Here is a 17,586-nt window from a genome sequence, read left to right as displayed (position 1 = left end):
CTCCGGCATTCCTTATTTTTCCTCCAGAAGAAGGGTTACTGTCTCCAGAATATCCTCCCGGCTCATTCCCATCGCAAGGGCACGGTCGATGGCTTTTTCAAAATCCGCCTCTGCTTCTCTCTGCCTTGCCTCCAGCGCGAGCTGTTTGTCGGAAGCCGTTACATACGTTCCCTTTCCGTGAATCGTTGTAACAAATCCTTCCTCTTCCAGCTTGTCATACGCCTTTTTGACGGTCAGCGCACTGATCCGCAGTTCCCCGGCCAGAGAACGGACGGATGGGAGCGCCTCTCCTTCTTTTAATGCTGTATTGATAATTTCTGATTTGATCTGCTCCATGAGCTGCTCGTAGATCGGCACCATGGAGGAATGATTCAAAATAATATGCATATCGTTTCTCTTCTCCTTTACAATAAACAGTATATAACAGTCTGCTACTGTTGTCAACTGTTATATACTGTTTATTTCAGAGAATTTTCTTTGTTTTCTTCTGCATTTTCCCCTCTTTTCTTTGCTTTCTATGGTTTTTCCTCTGCTGTACATGAAAAAAGCAATCAAAAAAATAGCAAAAAGTTCTTGACCAAATAAAAAAACACCCGTTATAATGCGTGATATAAAATATGAAAGAGCAGACAAAGGAGTCTGAACAGAAATGTTTTCTCCCTGGTCTGCTCTTTTTCTATGCAAAAAAGGAGGAACACCATGAGATTAAATCCCAAGGAACAGGAAAAACTGATGCTTCATATGGCCGGTAATCTCGCCAAAGAGCGGAGAGCACGCGGCCTGAAACTGAATTACCCGGAAGCACTCGCCTACATCAGTTCCGAGCTTCTGGAACTGGCAAGGGACGGAAAGACCGTTGTGGAGCTGATGCAGCTCGGCACAAAGATTCTGACCCGCGACGATGTCATGGACGGCGTTGCCGATATGATCGGCGAGGTTCAGGTCGAGGCGACGTTCCCGGATGGAACCAAACTGGTCACTGTACATAATCCTATTCAGTAAGGAGGAGACATCATATGAAAATCGGTGAAATCATGGCTTCCGATCGCGAGATCACATTAAACGAAGGCAAAAAGACAGTCACTGTCATGGTAGCAAATAAGGGCGACCGTCCCGTTCAGGTCGGCTCCCATTTTCATTTCTTTGAGGTCAACCGGTGCCTCTCTTTTGACCGGGAAACGGCGTACGGTTATCACCTCGATATTCCTTCCGGAACTTCGGTCCGTTTTGAGCCGGGCGAGGAAAAAGAGGTGCAGCTCGTCGAGATGGGCGGCAGAAAACGTGTCTTCGGTCTGAATGACCTGACCCGCGCACAGGCTACCGCTGACACGAAAGCCGCATCACTGGAAAACGCGAAGTTAAAAGGATTTCTGTAAGGAGGGACAGCAAAAATGAGTGTAAAAATTTCCGGAAGTAAATATGCCGCTATGTACGGTCCGACCGTCGGCGATAAGGTCCGCCTTGCCGACACCAGCCTTGTGATTGAAGTCGAAAAAGACTACACCACATACGGCGATGAAGTAAAATTCGGCGGCGGCAAATCCATCCGCGACGGTATGGGACAGTCCGTCAAGACCTGCAGCAGAGACGGAGACCTTGATCTTGTCATCACAAACGCTCTGATCGTGGATGCTACAGGCATTGTAAAAGCAGACATCGGAATCAAAGACGGAAAAATTGCCGGCATCGGAAAAGCCGGAAACCCGGATGTCATGGACGGCGTGACTCCTGGCATGACGGTCGGCGCATCGACCGAGGCTCTGGCCGGCGAGGGTATGATCGTTACGGCAGGCGGCATCGATACTCACATCCACTTTATCAGCCCGCAGCAGATTGACTGCTCCCTCTACAGCGGCGTGACCACGATGATCGGCGGCGGCACCGGCCCGGCGGACGGCACGAACGCAACGACGTGTACCCCGGGACCGTGGAATCTGCGCATGATGCTGAAAGCCGCAGAGGAATATCCGATGAACCTTGGTTTTCTCGGCAAGGGCAACTGCTCCGACGAGGCTCCGCTGATTGAGCAGGTCAAAGCCGGTGCGATGGGCCTGAAAATCCACGAGGACTGGGGCGCAACGCCGGCGGTCATTAACCACTGCCTCAACGTTGCCGATGAGTTCGATGTCCAGGTTGCCATCCACACCGATACTTTGAACGAAGGCGGATGCGTCGAAGATACGCTTGCGGCCATCGGCGGAAGAACCATCCATACGTACCACACCGAGGGAGCCGGCGGCGGCCACGCACCGGACATCATCCGCGCTGCTGCTGCACCGAACGTTCTGCCTTCCTCCACGAATCCGACAATGCCTTACACTGTCAACACACTTGATGAGCATCTTGACATGCTGATGGTATGCCACCACCTCGACAAGCACATCCCGGAGGACGTTGCGTTCGCGGATTCCCGTATCCGCCCGGAGACGATCGCCGCAGAGGATGTTCTGCACGATATGGGTATTTTCAGTATGATGAGTTCCGACTCCCAGGCGATGGGCCGTGTCGGTGAGGTCATCACCCGTACGTGGCAGACCGCAAGCAAAATGAAGGATGAGCGCGGCGCTCTGCCGGAGGATGCCGGTCATGAAAACGATAACTTCCGCGTGAAACGTTATATCGCAAAATATACGATCAACCCGGCCATCACCCACGGTATCTCCGAGTATGTCGGCTCGGTCGAAAAGGGAAAATTTGCTGATCTCGTGCTCTGGAATCCTGCTTTCTTCGGCTCCAAACCGGATATGATCATCAAAGGCGGTATGATCGTCGCTTCGAAAATGGGAGACGCCAACGCTTCGATCCCGACGACACAGCCGGTCTGCTATCAGCCGATGTTTGCCGCTCACGGAAAAGCAAAACAGGAGGCATGCCTGACCTTCGTTTCCCAGGCTGCTTTCGATGCCGGTATCAAAGACGCATACGGACTGGAAAAAACGGTTGTCCCGGTACACGGCTGCCGCAGTATCAGCAAAAAGGATATGGTATGGAACGACCGCACGCCGGTGCTTACCGTAGATCCGGAGACATATAAGGTCACTGTTGACGGCGAGGAGATCACTTCCAAGCCAGCAGAAAAACTGCCGCTGACCCAGCTTTACAGCCTGTTCTAAACGGCTCTGCATTCTGTAAAACCATACGAGGAGAATTTTATTATGCTTGGAGTGTGTCTTTTATTTGTAGGAATTGTACTGATCAACAACGGCATGTGCACCCTGTACCATGTGGATGGACGCTCGGCCGCTGTAATGAATATCTTTACCGGCGGACTTTCCCTTTTCATCAACTTCGTGAATCTCGTGCAGGGAAATTATTACGCTGCCGGAACGGGACTGCTGTTCTGCTTCACTTACCTCTTTGTGGCCGTCAATAAATTTTTAAACGCCAGCCCGATCCCTTTTGCGTGGTTTTCGACCTTTGTTGCCGTCAACGCTGTCATCTTCGGAACGATCGAAGGCTTCATTGGAAGCGCGGCGCTTGGCATCACGCCGGATCTCCGCTGGGCGGGCATCTGGTATCTGTGGGCCATTCTCTGGGGTACTTCTTTTGTGGAGGATATCTGCGGAAAGAAGCTCGGAAAATTTGTGCCGTGCCTCAGGTATTTGAGGGCGTTGTCACCGCGTGGATCCCGGGCGTCATGATGCTGCTTCAGATCTGGTAATTCGGTAAGGAGGAACTTTTTTCAATGGTTTGCGAACAGATTTTAGGAAAACTTTCGAAATTTGACACTTCCGGAAAAACGATCGAATACGTCGATATCGAATGGCATGAAGCCTTCAAAAAGATTCATAAAAAGACGACCGACCACGGAACGGAGCTCGGCATCCGCATGGACGATTCCATTCTCACAAGGGGTCTGTATCAGGGTGATGTGCTCTATGCAGACGATGAAAAAATCATCGCCGTCAATACGCCTCCGTGCGAGGTGATCCGCGTTTCCCTTACTCCGGGTCACGAAAAGCAGGCGGCAAAGGTCTGCTACGAGATCGGCAACCGCCATGCACCGCTGTTCTGGGGCGAAAACGATACTTTTATCACGATTTACAATGAGCCGATGCTTCTGATGCTTCAGAAACTCCACGGCGTTACGGCCGAAAAAGAACTGAAAAAGCTCGACTTCGACCAGCGGATTTCCGCATCGATCCACAATCATCATCACTGATGCGGTCTGTCCGCACGCAGAAAAGAATGGGCCGGCCCCTTTTCGCGGGCAGGCTCATTCGATATCTTATGATTTTTCAGGAGACTTTTTATGTCCGAACTTAATTTTTATCTTCTTCAGATCAACGACGCCCTGTTTCCGATCGGCGCGTACTCGCACTCGCAGGGACTCGAAACGTATATTCAGCGTGGAATTGTGCACGATGAGGCGACGGCAAAGGAATATATCCACCACAAAATCCGATGGAATCTTGCCTTCACGGAGCTTCTCGCCGCAAGACTCTCCTATCTTGCTGCCGCATACGGGGATCTGGAACAGCTTCTTTCGATTGAAGAAATTCTGGAAGCGTCGCGGATTCCGATGGAACAAAGGGAGGCCGCACGGAAAATGGGGTCCCGTTTTGCAAAGACGATCGAAAAGCTGGAGCTGCCCGTGACAAAAGAGGAAAACGGGATCTTCCGTCGTTATCTTACTGCCAGGAAAGGGCAGGCGATAAACCACTGCTGTATCTACGGTGTTTTCTGCGCTGCCATGAACATTCCGCTTGCCGATGCGCTGTCGCATTATCTCTATGCGCAGACTTCCGCGATCGTGACAAACTGCGTCAAAACGATACCGTTAAGCCAGAGCGCCGGACAGCAGCTTCTCGGCGGATGCTATGCGGAATTTGCCGAGATTTTAAAAGATCTGGAACACCGGAGTGCGGAGGATCTCTGTCTTTCTGCGCCGGGCTTTGATATCCGCGGAATCCAGCATGAAACACTGTATTCCCGTCTTTATATGTCGTAATGTGTTTGTTTCGCGCAATCATTATTTTCAGGAAAAGAGGTATGTGTTATGTCTTACGTAAAAATTGGAGTAGCAGGACCGGTCGGCTCCGGAAAAACAGCACTGATTGAGGCGCTGTCCCGGAAAATGGCAAACGATTACAGTATTGGCGTTATTACCAACGATATTTATACAAAGGAGGACGCACAGTTTCTCGCGAAGAACAGCGTCCTTCCGGTGGAACGCATCATCGGCGTGGAGACCGGCGGCTGCCCGCACACCGCGATCCGCGAGGATGCTTCGATGAACCTCGAGGCCGTCGACGAGATGATGGAGCGGTTCCCGGACATCGAGCTTCTCTTTATCGAGAGCGGCGGTGACAACCTCTCCGCTACGTTCAGTCCGGAGCTTGTGGACGCCACGATCTTTGTTATCGATGTCGCTGAGGGCGATAAGATTCCGCGGAAAGGCGGCCCTGGCATTACACGGTCCGATCTTCTCGTCATCAACAAGATTGATCTGGCTCCGTATGTCGGTGCAAGCCTGGAAGTCATGGAGCGCGATTCGAAAAAGATGCGCGGCGAGCGGCCGTTTCTGTTCACCAACATCCGCGGCGATGTCCATGTGGATGATGTTGTTTCCTGGATCAAAGAAAATGTGCTCTTAGAGGGAATGTGATGCTTATGGAAAACAAATTCGGAAAAATTTCCCGCATCACGGCCTGCGCGGCGTTAAAAAACGGAAAGACGATTCTCGAGGACCTCTCCTTTACGGCGCCGTACAAGATTATGGCTCCGTTTGAAAAAGAGAACGGCGGAATCCAGATCATGCCTCTCTGTGCCTCCGCGGGTATTATGGAAGGGGATTCACAGGAATTTTCTTACCATGTAAAAGAGGGGGCGGATCTCGAGGTCCTGTCGCAGTCGTTTGAGAAGATCCACAAAATGGACGAGGGATCGGCATCCCGCACAATTTCTGTTCAGGTTGATCCGCACGCGGTACTTTACTACTATCCGCAGCCCGTCATTCCGTTTGCACAGTCTTCTTTTACGAGTACAATGACGATTCATCTGGCAGACGAGACATCCCGCCTGTTTCTGCTGGAAATCATCTCCTGCGGACGGAATGCGCACGAAGAGCGGTTCCAGTACCGCCGCTTTGCCTCAAAGGTACAGATTTTCCGCGGTCAAAAGCTGATCTACCGCGACAACACCTGCTATCTGCCCGATCAGATGCCGATGGAAGGGATTGGTATGTACGAGGGATACACGCATATGGCGAACCTTTTTCTCTCACGGACAGAATACGCGGATACGCTTCTCAATGAAATCCGGGAAATTCTTGACGGCGATCCGGAAATCGACGGCGGCGCAACGACGCTCTCCGGCGGCGATCTTGCTGTTCGGATTTTCGGACACCGTGCGCAGAAACTGCAGCAGACGGCGGAAAAAATCAAAACTGTGTATGAAAAACTTCTATAAAAACAGACTGGAAAATTTCTGATTTCAATCAATCAAAAATTACCGGAAAAATGTCAAAATAAGGTGTGACAACCTCTTTGGAATGTGATAAAATAGCTTTCGTTTGAAACGAAGATAAAACTTATTTTACCATCATTTCGAGGAGGTTTTCTCATGGAAAAAGACATGACAAAGGGAAGTCCGCTTCCAGTCATTCTGCAGTTTACGCTGCCGCTGATTATCGGAAACATTTTCCAGCAGCTCTACAACATGGCAGACACGATTATCGTTGGCCGATATGTCGGAGCGGATGCACTGGCTGCAGTTGGTTCTACGGGAACGATTATGTTCCTGGTGCTTGGATTTGCGCAGGGCATCACAGCAGGCTTTACGGTTCTGACATCGCAACGGTTCGGTGCAAAGGATACGCGCGGAGTAAAGCGAAGTGTGGCAAACGGCATTCTACTGGCTCTCCTTTTCACGGTTGTCCTGACGTTCTTCAGCATGATCTCCATGCGGCCGCTGCTGCATCTCATGAACACACCGGAAAATATTTTTCAGGACGCTTATTCCTATATTATGATTATCTGCGGTGGCCTGATCGCTACGATTTTTTACAATCTGCTTTCCTCCTATCTGCGTGCAGTAGGAAACAGCCAGACTCCGCTGATGTTCCTGATTTTTTCGGCTGTATTAAATGTTCTTCTGGATCTGCTTCTCATCATTCGTTTTAAAATGGGCGTTGCGGGAGCCGGATATGCAACCGTTTTCTCCCAGGGAATTTCTGCTGTGCTCTGTCTTTTTTATATTTATCGCTCCATGCCGGATATGTGGCCGGAAAAACACCACTGGAAGCTTCATGCGGCAGATTCCCGCCATCAGCTCTCGATGGGCATTCCGATGGCACTCCAGTTTGCCATCACCGCATCCGGTACAATGATTATGCAGGCTGCCATTAACCTGTTCGGCTCGGAGGCGGTTGCCGCTTTTACGGCGGCCTGTAAGCTGCAGAATCTGGTCACACAGGGCTTTTCCGCAATGGGACAGACGATGGCAACCTACAGCGGGCAAAATTTCGGAAAGGGCGATATTCCACGGATTAAAAAGGGAGTTCGCGCTGCACTTCTGACTTCCATCACGTATTCGATCGCAGCCGCTGCTCTCGTCTTCCTTCTTCTGAAGCCATGTCTTTCCCTCTTCTTCTCGGGTGATGTCGATATGGCCGCCATGATGCCATGGGCAAAGACTTATTCCTATATGTGTGCTCTTTTTTATGTACCGCTCTGCACCATCTTTATTTTCCGAAATGCAATGCAGGGTTGCGGCTACGGCTTTCTGCCTATGATGGGCGGTGTTTCTGAACTCTTTGCGCGCCTTATTGTAGCTGTGATTGCCATAAAAGTCATCAGCTATCCGCTCGCCTGCTTCTGTGACCCGGCAGCCTGGGTGACGGCAGCTGTCTTTACCGGTGTTTCGTATCTGTTTGTCATGAAGGATATCGACAAAAAGTATGATTCAAAGACATCGACGGCTCCGATCAGCTGACATTTTTCATACCAAACGCAAAACTGCGCGGAATGCACGATTCTGAAATGCATTCCACGCAGTTTTTTGTATTTACAGGATTACAGATTCAGTTTTGCTTTCTGCAGACTTACACAGGAACGATGATATGTGAGTGTCATCGTCAGATAAATGACGCCCACGACAATGACTGCGAGAATACCGGTATGGAACACCAGATGCAGGATCATCGTCGCACACAGCAGGATCTGAATCATCTTTCCCAGCGCCATATAGCCTTATAGGCACTCTGATATACCATCTCTTTTTCTGCCTCATCGCAACTTGCCATCCAGTCTTTCTGGAAGTTTTTTGAGTTCATATCGCCTCTCTTCTCCGGGTGAGCTGCCTGAACCATTTTTACATAACGCATCTGATAATAGCCATAGAGAAAGAAGTTGATACAAAACAGAGCACAGGTTGCCAGGAATCCGGCGAGCTCTTTTCCCGATGCTTCTTCCAGCCAGGAACGGGAAAAGGTAAATGTCAGCACGATGATATCGCAGACCTGCGAAATCACATTGCAGCTCATCAGCATCGCGCCGTATTTCTCTTCTTCATAGCTTAAGACTTCGTACTGTTCATCCTCTGCTTCTTCGAGATGCTTCATCGTATCTTTTAATTTCCGGCTGTAAAATTCCATCAGGACAATGCTTACAACGAAAATTACCGCAATGATCGGCAGTGCCAGCGGGCGGACCAGATCGCTCAGATCACTCATGCCATTTTTCACTCCGAACATCATAAAAATTCCGACAAAAAAACCGCAGACTCCGCCGATTCCCATATAAATCAGCATCCGTTTCATCAACTTTCCGTAGGAATTTGGTTTGTTCCCCTGTTTTTCTTTCATGGTTCATCCTCCTCATATTGAAAAATATCTTCTACTTTTACTTCACAGATTTTTGCAAGTTTTAACGCCAGTGTCACCGACGGTGAATAATCTCCCCGCTCGATCAGGCTGATGGTCTGTCTCGATACTCCCGCCATTTTTCCAAGGTCGGTCTGGTTGATGCCGAGCTTCGAACGGTACTCTTTTAACTGATTGTACAGCGGCATCGCAGCATCTCCTTTCTTGTCACGTTTTTTAGATGAGCTCTCTTTTTGACAACTTTTCTTGTCATCCACTACTCTACCATTGACAACTTTATTTGTCAATACTTTTGACAAGTTTTTTTGTCATTTCAAACTCCCGGTTGATTTGTGGGCTGAAATGTACTAAACTAGAGATATCTATTTTCGTAACTATTCAAGCCGCAGAAAGGACAGAATCTATGGAACAGAAAGACAGCCGGTTTGCCGTATTGATCGATGCGGACAATGTTTCCCCGAAATACATCAAATATATCCTGGACGAGGTTTCCGACCAGGGTGTTGCCACGTACAAACGGATCTACGGGGACTGGACCGATATCTCGAAAAAGAGCTGGAAAGAGCAGCTTTTGCGCTACTCGATCAATCCGATCCAGCAGTACAGCAATACGAACGGAAAAAATTCAACTGACTCCGCGATGATCATCGATGCCATGGACATCCTCTACTCCGGAAATGTGGAAGGATTCTGCCTGGTTTCTTCGGACTCTGATTTTACCAAGCTGGCGCAGCGTCTGCGTGAATCCGGCATGTTTGTGCTCGGCATGGGCGAGCAGAAAACCCCTTCTTCCTTCCGCGTTGCGTGCGATGCCTTTAAAATTCTCGAAATCATTTCCCAGAACGAGGACGATATCTCCCCTGCGATTACCGCTGTCTCGGAAAATCCGGCGCGCTACGGCACTTCTCAGGACGAACCCCCTTCCATTACAAGCAAGGCAGAAATCGAGCGGACGGTTTCCCGTGTACTGACAGAGAACAATGATCACGGAAAAAATACGACACTTAGTGAGATCGGCAGTATCCTGCAGAAGAAATTCTCAGAGTTTGACGTTCGAAATTACGGTTATTCCAAACTTTCCACGTTTCTAGAAAGCATGAACGATATCGAAGTGCTGAAAACCGGTCATAATTACCTCGTAAAGGAACGCCAGAACACCGTATCGCGCCAGCAGATCGAAAAATGTATCACGGATCTGATCTGCTCCAACAGAGGCCATATCGACAACCTCAGCATTATTCACGATGCCCTGCGGAACCGTTTCCCGGGCTTCGATGTGAAGCAGTATGGGTATAGCAGGATTTCAAGTTTTATCAACAGTTTCAAAAAATTCAAAATCACAAACAATACGGTACAGATGAAACAATAGCATTCAAAACATAAACCAGATTCGCCGGATCCGGATCGTGTTTGATATACCATGTACATGTTTGGTGTGCCCGCAACAAAAAGCCCCCGGAAATGTCAGATTTTCTGACACCCGGAGGCTCTTTTTATTTCGTCTGTTGTTATCTTTTTCCTGTACTTCCAATTCCGCCGCGGTCCTCGCCGTTTAAGTGGTCAACTTCTTCAAAGCCGATGGTCGGCTGGTGTTTCTCGATGCGGAACTGGCAGATGCGGTCATTCACATGAATCACGGTGTCGCGCAGGGCATACGCCGGCATGTAGAACCAGTCGTTCGGTCCGCAGTAGCTCTCGTCGATGATACCGCAGTGGTTCGTCTGGATAATACCGAAGTTCTTGAAGGTGCTGCTTCTCGGCACAATATGCGCCTCATAGCCTTCCGGCAGCTGCATGGCAACGCCGAGGTGGATCAGCTTGAATTCTCCGGCCTTTAACTCCACTTCCTCTGCTGCGCGCAGATCGATCCAGTCGGACTTTCCGTCGATATAGCGCAGGCGCTCAATTTCATCGTTTAAATACTGAATTTTAATGGTTTCCATAAAGCGTCTCCTTTTCTTTTTGCGTGACTACTTTTCGCCGAACAGTACGACTTCGCCGCGTGCTCTCGTCTTTTTCACATCAATGACTCTCTGATTCTGGCTACCCTTCCATTCCAGGGTAACGTCCCTCTGGGCAAGAATAAAGCGGCCGTCCACAACCACGTCCGTGTAATCCATCAGTTCCAGATCACAGACGGATTCCCACTCATATCCGGTGTAAACCCAGATATCTTTTTTCGGATATCTTTCCTTGATCTCTTTTGCCAGAGCCGTCACATCCGCCCGGTTTGCCTCATACAGCGGATCTCCGCCGGAGAAGGTGATGCCGGAAATGTAGTCCTTGTCCAGCTGTTCAAAAATTTCTGCCTTTGCCGCGTCATCAAACGGGATGCCGCCATTTGGATCCCAGGTAATCGGATTCTGACATCCCTTGCAGTGATGACCACATCCGGCGACCCAGAGCACGACGCGCAGGCCGTCTCCGTTCAGCATATCGTCTTTCGTTATATTATGGTATCTCATAGCTTTCACTCCTATTGGACATAAGAAAACACAGAAAAACGAACCGTTTTACAGATCCCTTTTTCTGTGTTCCCCGCTCTTTATCGTCTGGCAGATCTATTTATTTCGCGTCTGCCGGAACATCCTTGATACTGAAGCTTACACGGCCCATTTTATCTTTGCCCATGCAGACTACTTTTACAACATCGCCAAGGCTGACAACGTCTTCTACTTTCTCAACACGCTGTTTGGCGAGCTTGGAGATGTGTACCAGACCTTCTTTTCCAGGTGCGAATTCAAGGAAAGCACCGAAGTCTTTGATGCTGACAACTTTTCCGGTCAGGATCTGTCCCTCGGTAAAGTCGCTTGCGATGATCTCGATATATTTCTTTGCCTGATCCATCATAGCCTGCTCGGTTCCGCAGATGGAAACTGCACCGTCATCTGTGATGTCGATCTTTACGCCGGTCTCATCGATGATGGCGTTGATGGTCTTTCCTCTCTGGCCGACAACTTCACCGATCTTCTGCGGGTCGATCATCATCTGGATGATCTTCGGAGCGAACTCGCCGACCGTCTTACGCGGCTCTGCGATCGCTTTCTCCATAACCTCGGTCAGGATGTACTCTCTTGCCTGTTTCGTTCTGGCAATCGCCTCTTCTACGATCTGACGGGTCAGTCCATGGATCTTGATATCCATCTGGATTGCAGTGATTCCGTCGTGGGTACCAGCTACCTTAAAGTCCATGTCGCCGAAGAAGTCTTCGAGACCCTGGATATCGGTCAGTACGAGGTAATCATCATCGGTCTCGCCTGTTACCAGACCGCAGGAGATACCTGCAACCGGTTTTTTGATCGGTACACCGGCAGCCATCAGAGACATGGTGGATGCACAGATACTTGCCTGGGAAGTAGAACCGTTAGATTCGAGGTCTCGGATACGGTACGGATTGCGTACGGGAACTCTTCCTCGGTCGGAAGTACCGGAACCAGGGCACGTTCTGCCAGAGCACCATGGCCGATCTCACGGCGTCCCGGTCCGCGGGACGGTTTTGTCTCACCTACAGAGTAGGACGGGAAGTTGTACTGATGCATGTAACGTTTGGAGGTCTCGAACTCATCCAGTCCGTCCAGTTTCTGTGCTTCGGAAAGCGGAGCCAGTGTTGTTACGTTGCAGATCTGAGTCTGTCCACGGGTGAACATAGCGGAACCATGAACACGCGGGATAATGTCAACCTCTGCTGCCAGAGGACGGATTTCTGTGATCGCACGGCCGTCCGGACGTTTGTGGTCTTTTAAGATCATCTTACGAACGGTCTTTTTCTGATACTGGTAAACAGCCTCGCCTAATACTGCCAGCCACTCTTCGTTGTCGGCAAATGCCTCCTCGAGTTTCTCGGTGATGACGCGGATGTTTTCTTCTCTTGTCTGTTTGTCATCGCTGAAAACAGCCTCTTCCATCTCTGCCGGAGGAACGATCTCTTTGATCGCTGCAAACAGCTCTTCCGGAATAGCGCAGCTCTCATAAGCGTGTTTCGGTTTTCCAACCTCTGCTACGATGCTGTCGATGAATTTGATGATTTCCTGGTTTACTTCGTGTGCTTTGTAGATGGCGTCGATCATTTTTGCTTCCGGATCTCTTTTGCTCCGGCTTCGATCATGATGACTTTCTCTCTGGTGGAAGCTACGGTCAGTTTCAGGTCGGATACGGCTTTCTGTGCGAGAGTCGGGTTTACGATGAACTCGCCGTCGATCATACCGATCTGAGTCATGGCACACGGACCGTCAAACGGGATGTCGGAAATGCAGGTTGCGATTGCGGAACCCAGCATTGCGACTACTTCCGGATCACACTCCGGATCTACGGACATTACCATGTTGTTTAATGTAACATCGTTGCGGTAATCTTTTGGGAACAGCGGACGCATCGGACGGTCAATGACACGGCTGGTCAGAATTGCGTGCTCGCTTGCTTTTCCTTCTCTTTTGTTGAATCCGCCCGGGATTTTTCCAACGGCGTACATCTTCTCTTCGTACTCAACGCTTAATGGGAAGAAGTCAATGCCGTCACGCGGTTTCTCAGATGCGGTTGCTGTAGAAAGAACTACAGTATCGCCATAATGCATAAATGCTGCGCCGTTTGCCTGTTTTGCTACACGGCCTACGTCTACGGTCAGGGTTCTGCCTGCCAGTTCCATAGAAAAACTCTTGTACATAAATAATCTCCTTTTTTTCTTCTGAGCAGAATTTCCGAAACAACTGAAAAGCACACCGGAATACGGACAGGATGCAGCTTTTCAATGTGTTTTTCAGTGGTCTCGGATAAAATTCCTGCACCTCCAGAACCTGCCACTGGCAGCTTCTTACGGATGCAATGCAGCTCAGAATGGCTCCATGTCGTTTGCGTCTTTGATCTTACAAGCAAAGAAACGGGCGGAAAATGTATCCCGCCCGTTGTTCCAAGCTGATTATTTTCTGATTCCTAACTTCTCGATTAAAGCACGGTATCTTTCAATATCAGTTTTCTTTAAGTAGTCAAGCAGACCACGTCTCTGACCAACCATTTTCAGAAGACCTCTTCTGGAGTGATGATCTTTGTGGTGAACTTTCAGATGCTCAGTGAGCTCCTCGATTCTTGCGGTAAGAACAGCTACCTGTACTTCCGGTGATCCTGTATCTCCCTCAGTTCTTGCATACTCTTTGATGATTGCCTGTTTTTTTTCTTTCGAAATCATTTTAAATTCCTCCTGTTATTTTGATTGCACCGCTGACTAAGAAGTGGTCGGAGTGTCCTGCCTCTGAATCAGGGTCCGGGGATCTTTTTTGTCCCGCATACTCGATTAGTATAGCATACGCTTTTCGAATTGTAAATACTAAAATCAGATGTTTTCGCGATGAATTTTCACGTAGTTACAGTTCTCCGAACTGTAACTTTCGCAGCTCTCATTTTAAGTTTTGCTTCGCAAAAGGAGAGCTGCTCACACCTGAATCACTTTCTTACGCAGCGAAACAGCGAGTGTTTCACTGCTGAGCGAACTTTTTTTTCTACATATTTTTTTCCTGCCGCAACATCATGGTCGAGCTGGTTTTTCAGCGCGTCGATCGAAGCAAATTTCTGCTCCGGGCGCAGGAATTTTAACAGAGAAACCTCCGCATGTTTTCCATAGAGATCCTCGCTGCAGTCAAAAAGATTCGTCTCCACGCCGGTAAATTTTTCCTGTACCGTCGGCTTAACACCGATGTTTGTGATACCGTAATAAATTTTTCCTTCGATTTTCACCTCGGAAACGTAGACGCCGAACGGCGGAAGCAGCTTTTCTGCCGGCGGGATCTGATTGATGGTCGGCACGCCGATCGTTCTGCCGAGTGCATGACCGTGGACAATCTCGCCGTGAACCGCGTAATCGTAGCCGAGCAGACCGCTCACGGCTTCCATATTGCCCTGTTCCAGCTCTTCCCGTGCCCAGGTGCTGCTGATCTCGCGGCCGTTTTCCTCTGCTTTTTCGATGATCTCGGTTTCAAAACCAAGGGACGGGCCCATTTCTTTCAGCATTTCGGCTGTGCCGCTTCTCTTGTAGCCAAAACCGAAATCCTTTCCCACAACAACTTTTTTCGCGTGCAGCTTATCCACCAGAATCTCTTTGATAAAGGCTTCCGGCGTCATGTGCATCACTTCATCCACAAACGGGCATTCCACAAGGCAGTCCATGCCAAGCTGTTCGAGGCGGGCTCTTCTCTCCTCATTCGTCAGCAGCTGATGCGGCTTGACATGCTGCACTTTCGACTGCGGCGGCACGTCAAACGTAAACACAACCGTTTCCAGTCCTTCCGTTCTGCCGATTGCAAGGACACGGCGGATCAGAAGCATATGCCCCCGGTGGAGGCCGTCAAATTTTCCCAGGGTTACAACGCTGTCCCCTCTGCTGTCAAAATCCAGTGTTTTTGTTAGATATCTCATGTTCTCTCCAGAAATAACTTGACCGGTCTGGTTAAGTTTTGTGATGGTCTGTATTGATAAATACCGACAAACGTTCCGTCATCGAGATAAAGGCGGAACTCCTCGTCTTCTGCGAAGTCCCCGCCGGAAGCAGTTTCCCCGATTTCGCGGATCTGCGCCGGTTTCAGCGGATTTCCGTTTTCCGCAAGCTTTTTCGCATGATCGTCCGCTGTCGCAAAGCTGCGCAGCGCGGCAAACATTTCATCGACCGGCACGAGGATCTCCGAAAGGCGGCCCTCACCGACAATCGCTGCGATCTCGTCAAGCGTGTGCGCTCCGTTTCGGTCAAACTGGCCGACTCTCGTGCGGATCAGCTGCTCCATACATCCGTGGCAGCCCAGTTTTTCGCCGATATCGTGGCACAGGGTGCGGATATACGTTCCCTTCGAACACGTTACCTCCATGCGCACCAGCGGAAGCTTCACTTCCAGAATGCTGATCTCGTAAAAGTGCACCGTGCGGGCCTTCCGCTCGATCTCGATGCCTTCCCGCGCCAGCTCGTAGAGTTTCTTTCCATTAACCTTCAGCGCGGAATACATCGGCGGCACCTGCTGCTGCTCCCCGACAAACGAGGCGATGCAGTCCCGCACCTCTTCTTCCGTCACGGTCACTGGCGCTTCTGCTGTCACGGTTCCGCTCATGTCCTGCGTATCCGTTGCGATTCCAAGGTGAAGCAGCGCTTCATACGTCTTCGTTTCATCGGTCAGCATATCGCAGAGACGCGTTCCCTTTCCAAGGCAGACCGGAAGCACGCCTGTCGCATCCGGGTCTAGGGTTCCGGTGTGGCCGATTTTTTTCTGGTGCAGGATGCCGCGCAGCTTCGCAACCACGTCATGCGACGTAAATCCCGCCTCTTTCCATACGTTCAGAACTCCGTTTATCATGTTGTTTTGTCTCCCTCTTTTTCACAAGAAAACCGGGCGTGGATATATTTTCTGCGCCCGGCTGTTTCCTGTTTATGCTTCTTCCTCTGTCGTCTCTTCTTCCTCTTCTGCAAGAAGCTGTTTTTCGATATACAGAGTCAGATTGTTGATTACATCATACGGAGAACCTGACATCGTGCAGCCAGCCGCACGGATATGGCCGCCGCCGCCGAATACGGCTGCGATTTTGCTCACATCAACCAGCTCGTCGGAGCGGAGGCTTACTTTGAAGACCTGCGGCTCCAGCTCATACAGGAAGATCGCTACGTGAACGCCTTCTGTATTTTTTAACTGGATGACAATGCCGTCCATATCTCCCGGTGTCAGGCCATAGAAGTCCATGACCTTCTTCCGCACGATACCGACAATACACTGCTTGTCGAGAAGCATGATGCTCTCTGTCAGCGTGCGTCCCATAATCTGATTCTGTACGTATGTTTTCTTGAAGAATGCATCCTCGATGATTCTGGTAAACGGAACTCCCTTTTCCATCAGAGCGGCCGCAACCCGCATCGTGTGCGGAGAGGTGCTGCTGTACTGGAATACGCCGGAATCGGTCACAATACCGGTGTACAGCGCCTCGGCGCACGGCTCGGAGATCTTTTCTTCCTCCAGAAGTCCGAACAGCACCTCGCAGGCAGAGCTTGCATCCGGCTCTACGTGATTGATTTCGCAATATTCTGTATTCGTCACATGGTGATCGATGCAGATCGTCTTTCCCGCTTTTGCAAGAAGCGGTACGGCAACGCCGATGCGTTCCTCGCTGGATACATCCAGAAGGACCACAAGGTCGTACGCTTTCTCTTCACAGCTTGTCTTTACCTCAGAAAAGCCCGGAAGATAGGAAAATTCCGGCCGTGGATCCTCAAGATAGACATCTGCCTGAATCTCCGGCCGATTGTCGCGAAGATACTGGTATAATCCCAGGCAGGAACCGATGCAGTCACCGTCCGGACGAACGTGTCCGGCGATGGCCATGCAGGAGACTCCGTTTAGAATTTCATCAATTTTCTTCATTTTCCTCATCCTTTTTGTCTTCTTTGTGTGTTACTTCATCAATCAGTTTCGACATCGTAACGCCATATTCAATCGACTCATCCAGGACAAAGGTCAGCTCCGGTGTATTGCGGAGGTTAATGGTCTTGGCCAGCATACGGCGGATGAAGCCCTCCGCGCTCTTTAAGCCGCGGATGGTTTCTTTCTTCGCCTCATCATCGCCAAACACACTGATATATACTTTACACGTCTTCAGATCCGGCGCTACCTCTGCCGCTGTGACAGAGGTCATCATTCCGATGCGCGGATCCTTGATCTCGTTCCGGATGATGTTGGAAAGCTCTTTCTGTACTTCCCCGTTGATCCTGGTGTTTTTAATACTGTTTTTTCTCAACTTAATTC

At 49.9% G+C, this 17,586-nt stretch carries 19 protein-coding genes and 2 pseudogenes; 10 read left to right on the top strand and 11 right to left on the bottom strand.

Translation table 11 applies throughout. The features are described from left to right. Positions 1 to 12 precede the first annotated feature (12 nt). Positions 13 to 387 carry a GntR family transcriptional regulator gene (locus DXA93_RS11035; protein WP_055221496.1) on the bottom strand — a complete coding sequence of 125 codons (375 nt, stop codon included), beginning with the start codon at positions 385 to 387 and terminating at the stop codon, positions 13 to 15. 312 nt (positions 388 to 699) lie between these two features. Here DXA93_RS11035 and ureA point away from each other — a divergent pair, with 312 nt between their 5' ends. From ureA to DXA93_RS10990, 9 genes are all read left to right on the top strand, one after another. Next, a complete protein-coding gene (gene ureA / locus DXA93_RS11030) occupies positions 700 to 1,002 on the top strand; it encodes an urease subunit gamma (protein WP_055221498.1) in 303 nt (100 codons plus the stop codon). Positions 1,003 to 1,016: 14 nt separating this feature from the next. Continuing rightward, positions 1,017 to 1,376, top strand: coding sequence for an urease subunit beta (gene ureB / locus DXA93_RS11025; protein WP_055221500.1), 360 nt, complete (start codon positions 1,017 to 1,019; stop codon positions 1,374 to 1,376). Positions 1,377 to 1,391: 15 nt separating this feature from the next. Further along, positions 1,392 to 3,113, top strand: coding sequence for an urease subunit beta (gene ureB / locus DXA93_RS11020; protein WP_117814401.1), 1,722 nt, complete (start codon positions 1,392 to 1,394; stop codon positions 3,111 to 3,113). A 42-nt stretch (positions 3,114 to 3,155) separates the two neighbouring features. Then, complete coding sequence (locus DXA93_RS11015; RefSeq protein WP_242998544.1) at positions 3,156 to 3,641, top strand: AmiS/UreI family transporter; 486 nt, start codon at positions 3,156 to 3,158, stop codon at positions 3,639 to 3,641. A 44-nt stretch (positions 3,642 to 3,685) separates the two neighbouring features. Continuing rightward, entirely contained in the window at positions 3,686 to 4,162 is a 477-nt protein-coding gene (locus DXA93_RS11010) for an urease accessory protein UreE (protein ID WP_055265458.1), read from the top strand. A gap of 90 nt (positions 4,163 to 4,252) precedes the next feature. Beyond that, positions 4,253 to 4,951, top strand: coding sequence for an urease accessory protein UreF (locus DXA93_RS11005; RefSeq protein ID WP_055265456.1), 699 nt, complete (start codon positions 4,253 to 4,255; stop codon positions 4,949 to 4,951). 48 nt (positions 4,952 to 4,999) lie between these two features. Continuing rightward, on the top strand, positions 5,000 to 5,608 hold the full coding sequence (gene ureG, locus DXA93_RS11000) for an urease accessory protein UreG (protein WP_055221510.1): 609 nt from the start codon (positions 5,000 to 5,002) through the stop codon (positions 5,606 to 5,608). Beyond that, positions 5,608 to 6,411 (top strand): urease accessory protein UreD, encoded by an 804-nt coding sequence (locus tag DXA93_RS10995; RefSeq protein WP_172680761.1) that lies wholly within the window; start codon positions 5,608 to 5,610, stop codon positions 6,409 to 6,411. Before ureG ends, DXA93_RS10995 begins: the two co-directional genes overlap by 1 nt. Before the next feature lie 153 nt (positions 6,412 to 6,564). After that, complete coding sequence (locus DXA93_RS10990) at positions 6,565 to 7,935, top strand: MATE family efflux transporter (RefSeq protein ID WP_055265454.1); 1,371 nt, start codon at positions 6,565 to 6,567, stop codon at positions 7,933 to 7,935. An 80-nt stretch (positions 7,936 to 8,015) separates the two neighbouring features. Here the strand turns inward: DXA93_RS10990 and DXA93_RS10980 are convergent. Together DXA93_RS10980 and DXA93_RS10975 are read right to left on the bottom strand one after the other, a co-directional pair. Beyond that, a pseudogene (locus DXA93_RS10980) lies at positions 8,016 to 8,740 on the bottom strand (DUF3169 family protein). Between the two features lie 62 nt (positions 8,741 to 8,802). Beyond that, positions 8,803 to 9,012, bottom strand: a complete 210-nt coding sequence (locus DXA93_RS10975) for a helix-turn-helix transcriptional regulator (protein ID WP_055228608.1) — start codon at positions 9,010 to 9,012, stop codon at positions 8,803 to 8,805. Positions 9,013 to 9,227: 215 nt separating this feature from the next. Here DXA93_RS10975 and DXA93_RS10970 point away from each other — a divergent pair, with 215 nt between their 5' ends. Next, positions 9,228 to 10,193 carry an NYN domain-containing protein gene (locus tag DXA93_RS10970; RefSeq protein WP_119208315.1) on the top strand — a complete coding sequence of 322 codons (966 nt, stop codon included), beginning with the start codon at positions 9,228 to 9,230 and terminating at the stop codon, positions 10,191 to 10,193. A 139-nt stretch (positions 10,194 to 10,332) separates the two neighbouring features. On the opposite strand, the gene DXA93_RS10965 is transcribed toward DXA93_RS10970, so the two are convergent. From DXA93_RS10965 to rbfA, 8 genes and pseudogenes are all read right to left on the bottom strand, one after another. Further along, positions 10,333 to 10,767: a dUTP diphosphatase gene (locus DXA93_RS10965; RefSeq protein WP_022462938.1), complete on the bottom strand. Its 435-nt coding sequence runs from the start codon at positions 10,765 to 10,767 to the stop codon at positions 10,333 to 10,335. A gap of 27 nt (positions 10,768 to 10,794) precedes the next feature. Then, on the bottom strand, positions 10,795 to 11,289 hold the full coding sequence (nrdG, locus tag DXA93_RS10960) for an anaerobic ribonucleoside-triphosphate reductase activating protein (RefSeq protein WP_118600450.1): 495 nt from the start codon (positions 11,287 to 11,289) through the stop codon (positions 10,795 to 10,797). Positions 11,290 to 11,389: 100 nt separating this feature from the next. After that, positions 11,390 to 13,484: pseudogene (locus DXA93_RS20625) on the bottom strand (polyribonucleotide nucleotidyltransferase). Between the two features lie 252 nt (positions 13,485 to 13,736). Then, positions 13,737 to 14,003, bottom strand: coding sequence for a 30S ribosomal protein S15 (gene rpsO, locus DXA93_RS10950; protein WP_022462935.1), 267 nt, complete (start codon positions 14,001 to 14,003; stop codon positions 13,737 to 13,739). 254 nt (positions 14,004 to 14,257) lie between these two features. Further along, on the bottom strand, positions 14,258 to 15,226 hold the full coding sequence (locus DXA93_RS10945) for a bifunctional riboflavin kinase/FAD synthetase (RefSeq protein WP_119208313.1): 969 nt from the start codon (positions 15,224 to 15,226) through the stop codon (positions 14,258 to 14,260). Then, entirely contained in the window at positions 15,223 to 16,149 is a 927-nt protein-coding gene (truB, locus tag DXA93_RS10940; protein WP_055265448.1) for a tRNA pseudouridine(55) synthase TruB, read from the bottom strand. The genes DXA93_RS10945 and truB overlap by 4 nt, the downstream gene beginning before the upstream one ends. 72 nt (positions 16,150 to 16,221) lie before the next feature. Further along, positions 16,222 to 17,205 carry a DHH family phosphoesterase gene (locus tag DXA93_RS10935; RefSeq protein ID WP_118600454.1) on the bottom strand — a complete coding sequence of 328 codons (984 nt, stop codon included), beginning with the start codon at positions 17,203 to 17,205 and terminating at the stop codon, positions 16,222 to 16,224. Beyond that, positions 17,192 to 17,578: a 30S ribosome-binding factor RbfA gene (gene rbfA, locus DXA93_RS10930; RefSeq protein ID WP_022462931.1), complete on the bottom strand. Its 387-nt coding sequence runs from the start codon at positions 17,576 to 17,578 to the stop codon at positions 17,192 to 17,194. The genes DXA93_RS10935 and rbfA overlap by 14 nt, the downstream gene beginning before the upstream one ends. Positions 17,579 to 17,586: the final 8 nt, after the last annotated feature.

This window comes from Blautia sp. OF09-25XD (genome assembly GCF_003482095.1).
In the GTDB taxonomy this organism is placed as follows: domain Bacteria; phylum Bacillota; class Clostridia; order Lachnospirales; family Lachnospiraceae; genus Fusicatenibacter; species Fusicatenibacter saccharivorans.
The sequence above is the reverse complement of the archived record's forward strand: the minus strand, read 5'-3'. Positions and strand labels throughout refer to the sequence as shown.

Bases quoted from the DNA above. Each gene is read 5' to 3' on its own strand.
- DXA93_RS11035 (WP_055221496.1), bottom strand. From the start codon at position 387: ATGCATATTATTTTGAATCATTCCTCCATGGTGCCGATCTACGAGCAG.
- ureA (WP_055221498.1), top strand. From the start codon at position 700: ATGAGATTAAATCCCAAGGAACAGGAAAAACTGATGCTTCATATGGCC.
- ureB (WP_055221500.1), top strand. From the start codon at position 1,017: ATGAAAATCGGTGAAATCATGGCTTCCGATCGCGAGATCACATTAAAC.
- ureB (WP_117814401.1), top strand. From the start codon at position 1,392: ATGAGTGTAAAAATTTCCGGAAGTAAATATGCCGCTATGTACGGTCCG.
- DXA93_RS11015 (WP_242998544.1), top strand. From the start codon at position 3,156: ATGCTTGGAGTGTGTCTTTTATTTGTAGGAATTGTACTGATCAACAAC.
- DXA93_RS11010 (WP_055265458.1), top strand. From the start codon at position 3,686: ATGGTTTGCGAACAGATTTTAGGAAAACTTTCGAAATTTGACACTTCC.
- DXA93_RS11005 (WP_055265456.1), top strand. From the start codon at position 4,253: ATGTCCGAACTTAATTTTTATCTTCTTCAGATCAACGACGCCCTGTTT.
- ureG (WP_055221510.1), top strand. From the start codon at position 5,000: ATGTCTTACGTAAAAATTGGAGTAGCAGGACCGGTCGGCTCCGGAAAA.
- DXA93_RS10995 (WP_172680761.1), top strand. From the start codon at position 5,608: ATGCTTATGGAAAACAAATTCGGAAAAATTTCCCGCATCACGGCCTGC.
- DXA93_RS10990 (WP_055265454.1), top strand. From the start codon at position 6,565: ATGGAAAAAGACATGACAAAGGGAAGTCCGCTTCCAGTCATTCTGCAG.
- DXA93_RS10975 (WP_055228608.1), bottom strand. From the start codon at position 9,012: ATGCCGCTGTACAATCAGTTAAAAGAGTACCGTTCGAAGCTCGGCATC.
- DXA93_RS10970 (WP_119208315.1), top strand. From the start codon at position 9,228: ATGGAACAGAAAGACAGCCGGTTTGCCGTATTGATCGATGCGGACAAT.
- DXA93_RS10965 (WP_022462938.1), bottom strand. From the start codon at position 10,767: ATGGAAACCATTAAAATTCAGTATTTAAACGATGAAATTGAGCGCCTG.
- nrdG (WP_118600450.1), bottom strand. From the start codon at position 11,289: ATGAGATACCATAATATAACGAAAGACGATATGCTGAACGGAGACGGC.
- rpsO (WP_022462935.1), bottom strand. From the start codon at position 14,003: ATGATTTCGAAAGAAAAAAAACAGGCAATCATCAAAGAGTATGCAAGA.
- DXA93_RS10945 (WP_119208313.1), bottom strand. From the start codon at position 15,226: ATGAGATATCTAACAAAAACACTGGATTTTGACAGCAGAGGGGACAGC.
- truB (WP_055265448.1), bottom strand. From the start codon at position 16,149: ATGATAAACGGAGTTCTGAACGTATGGAAAGAGGCGGGATTTACGTCG.
- DXA93_RS10935 (WP_118600454.1), bottom strand. From the start codon at position 17,205: ATGAAGAAAATTGATGAAATTCTAAACGGAGTCTCCTGCATGGCCATC.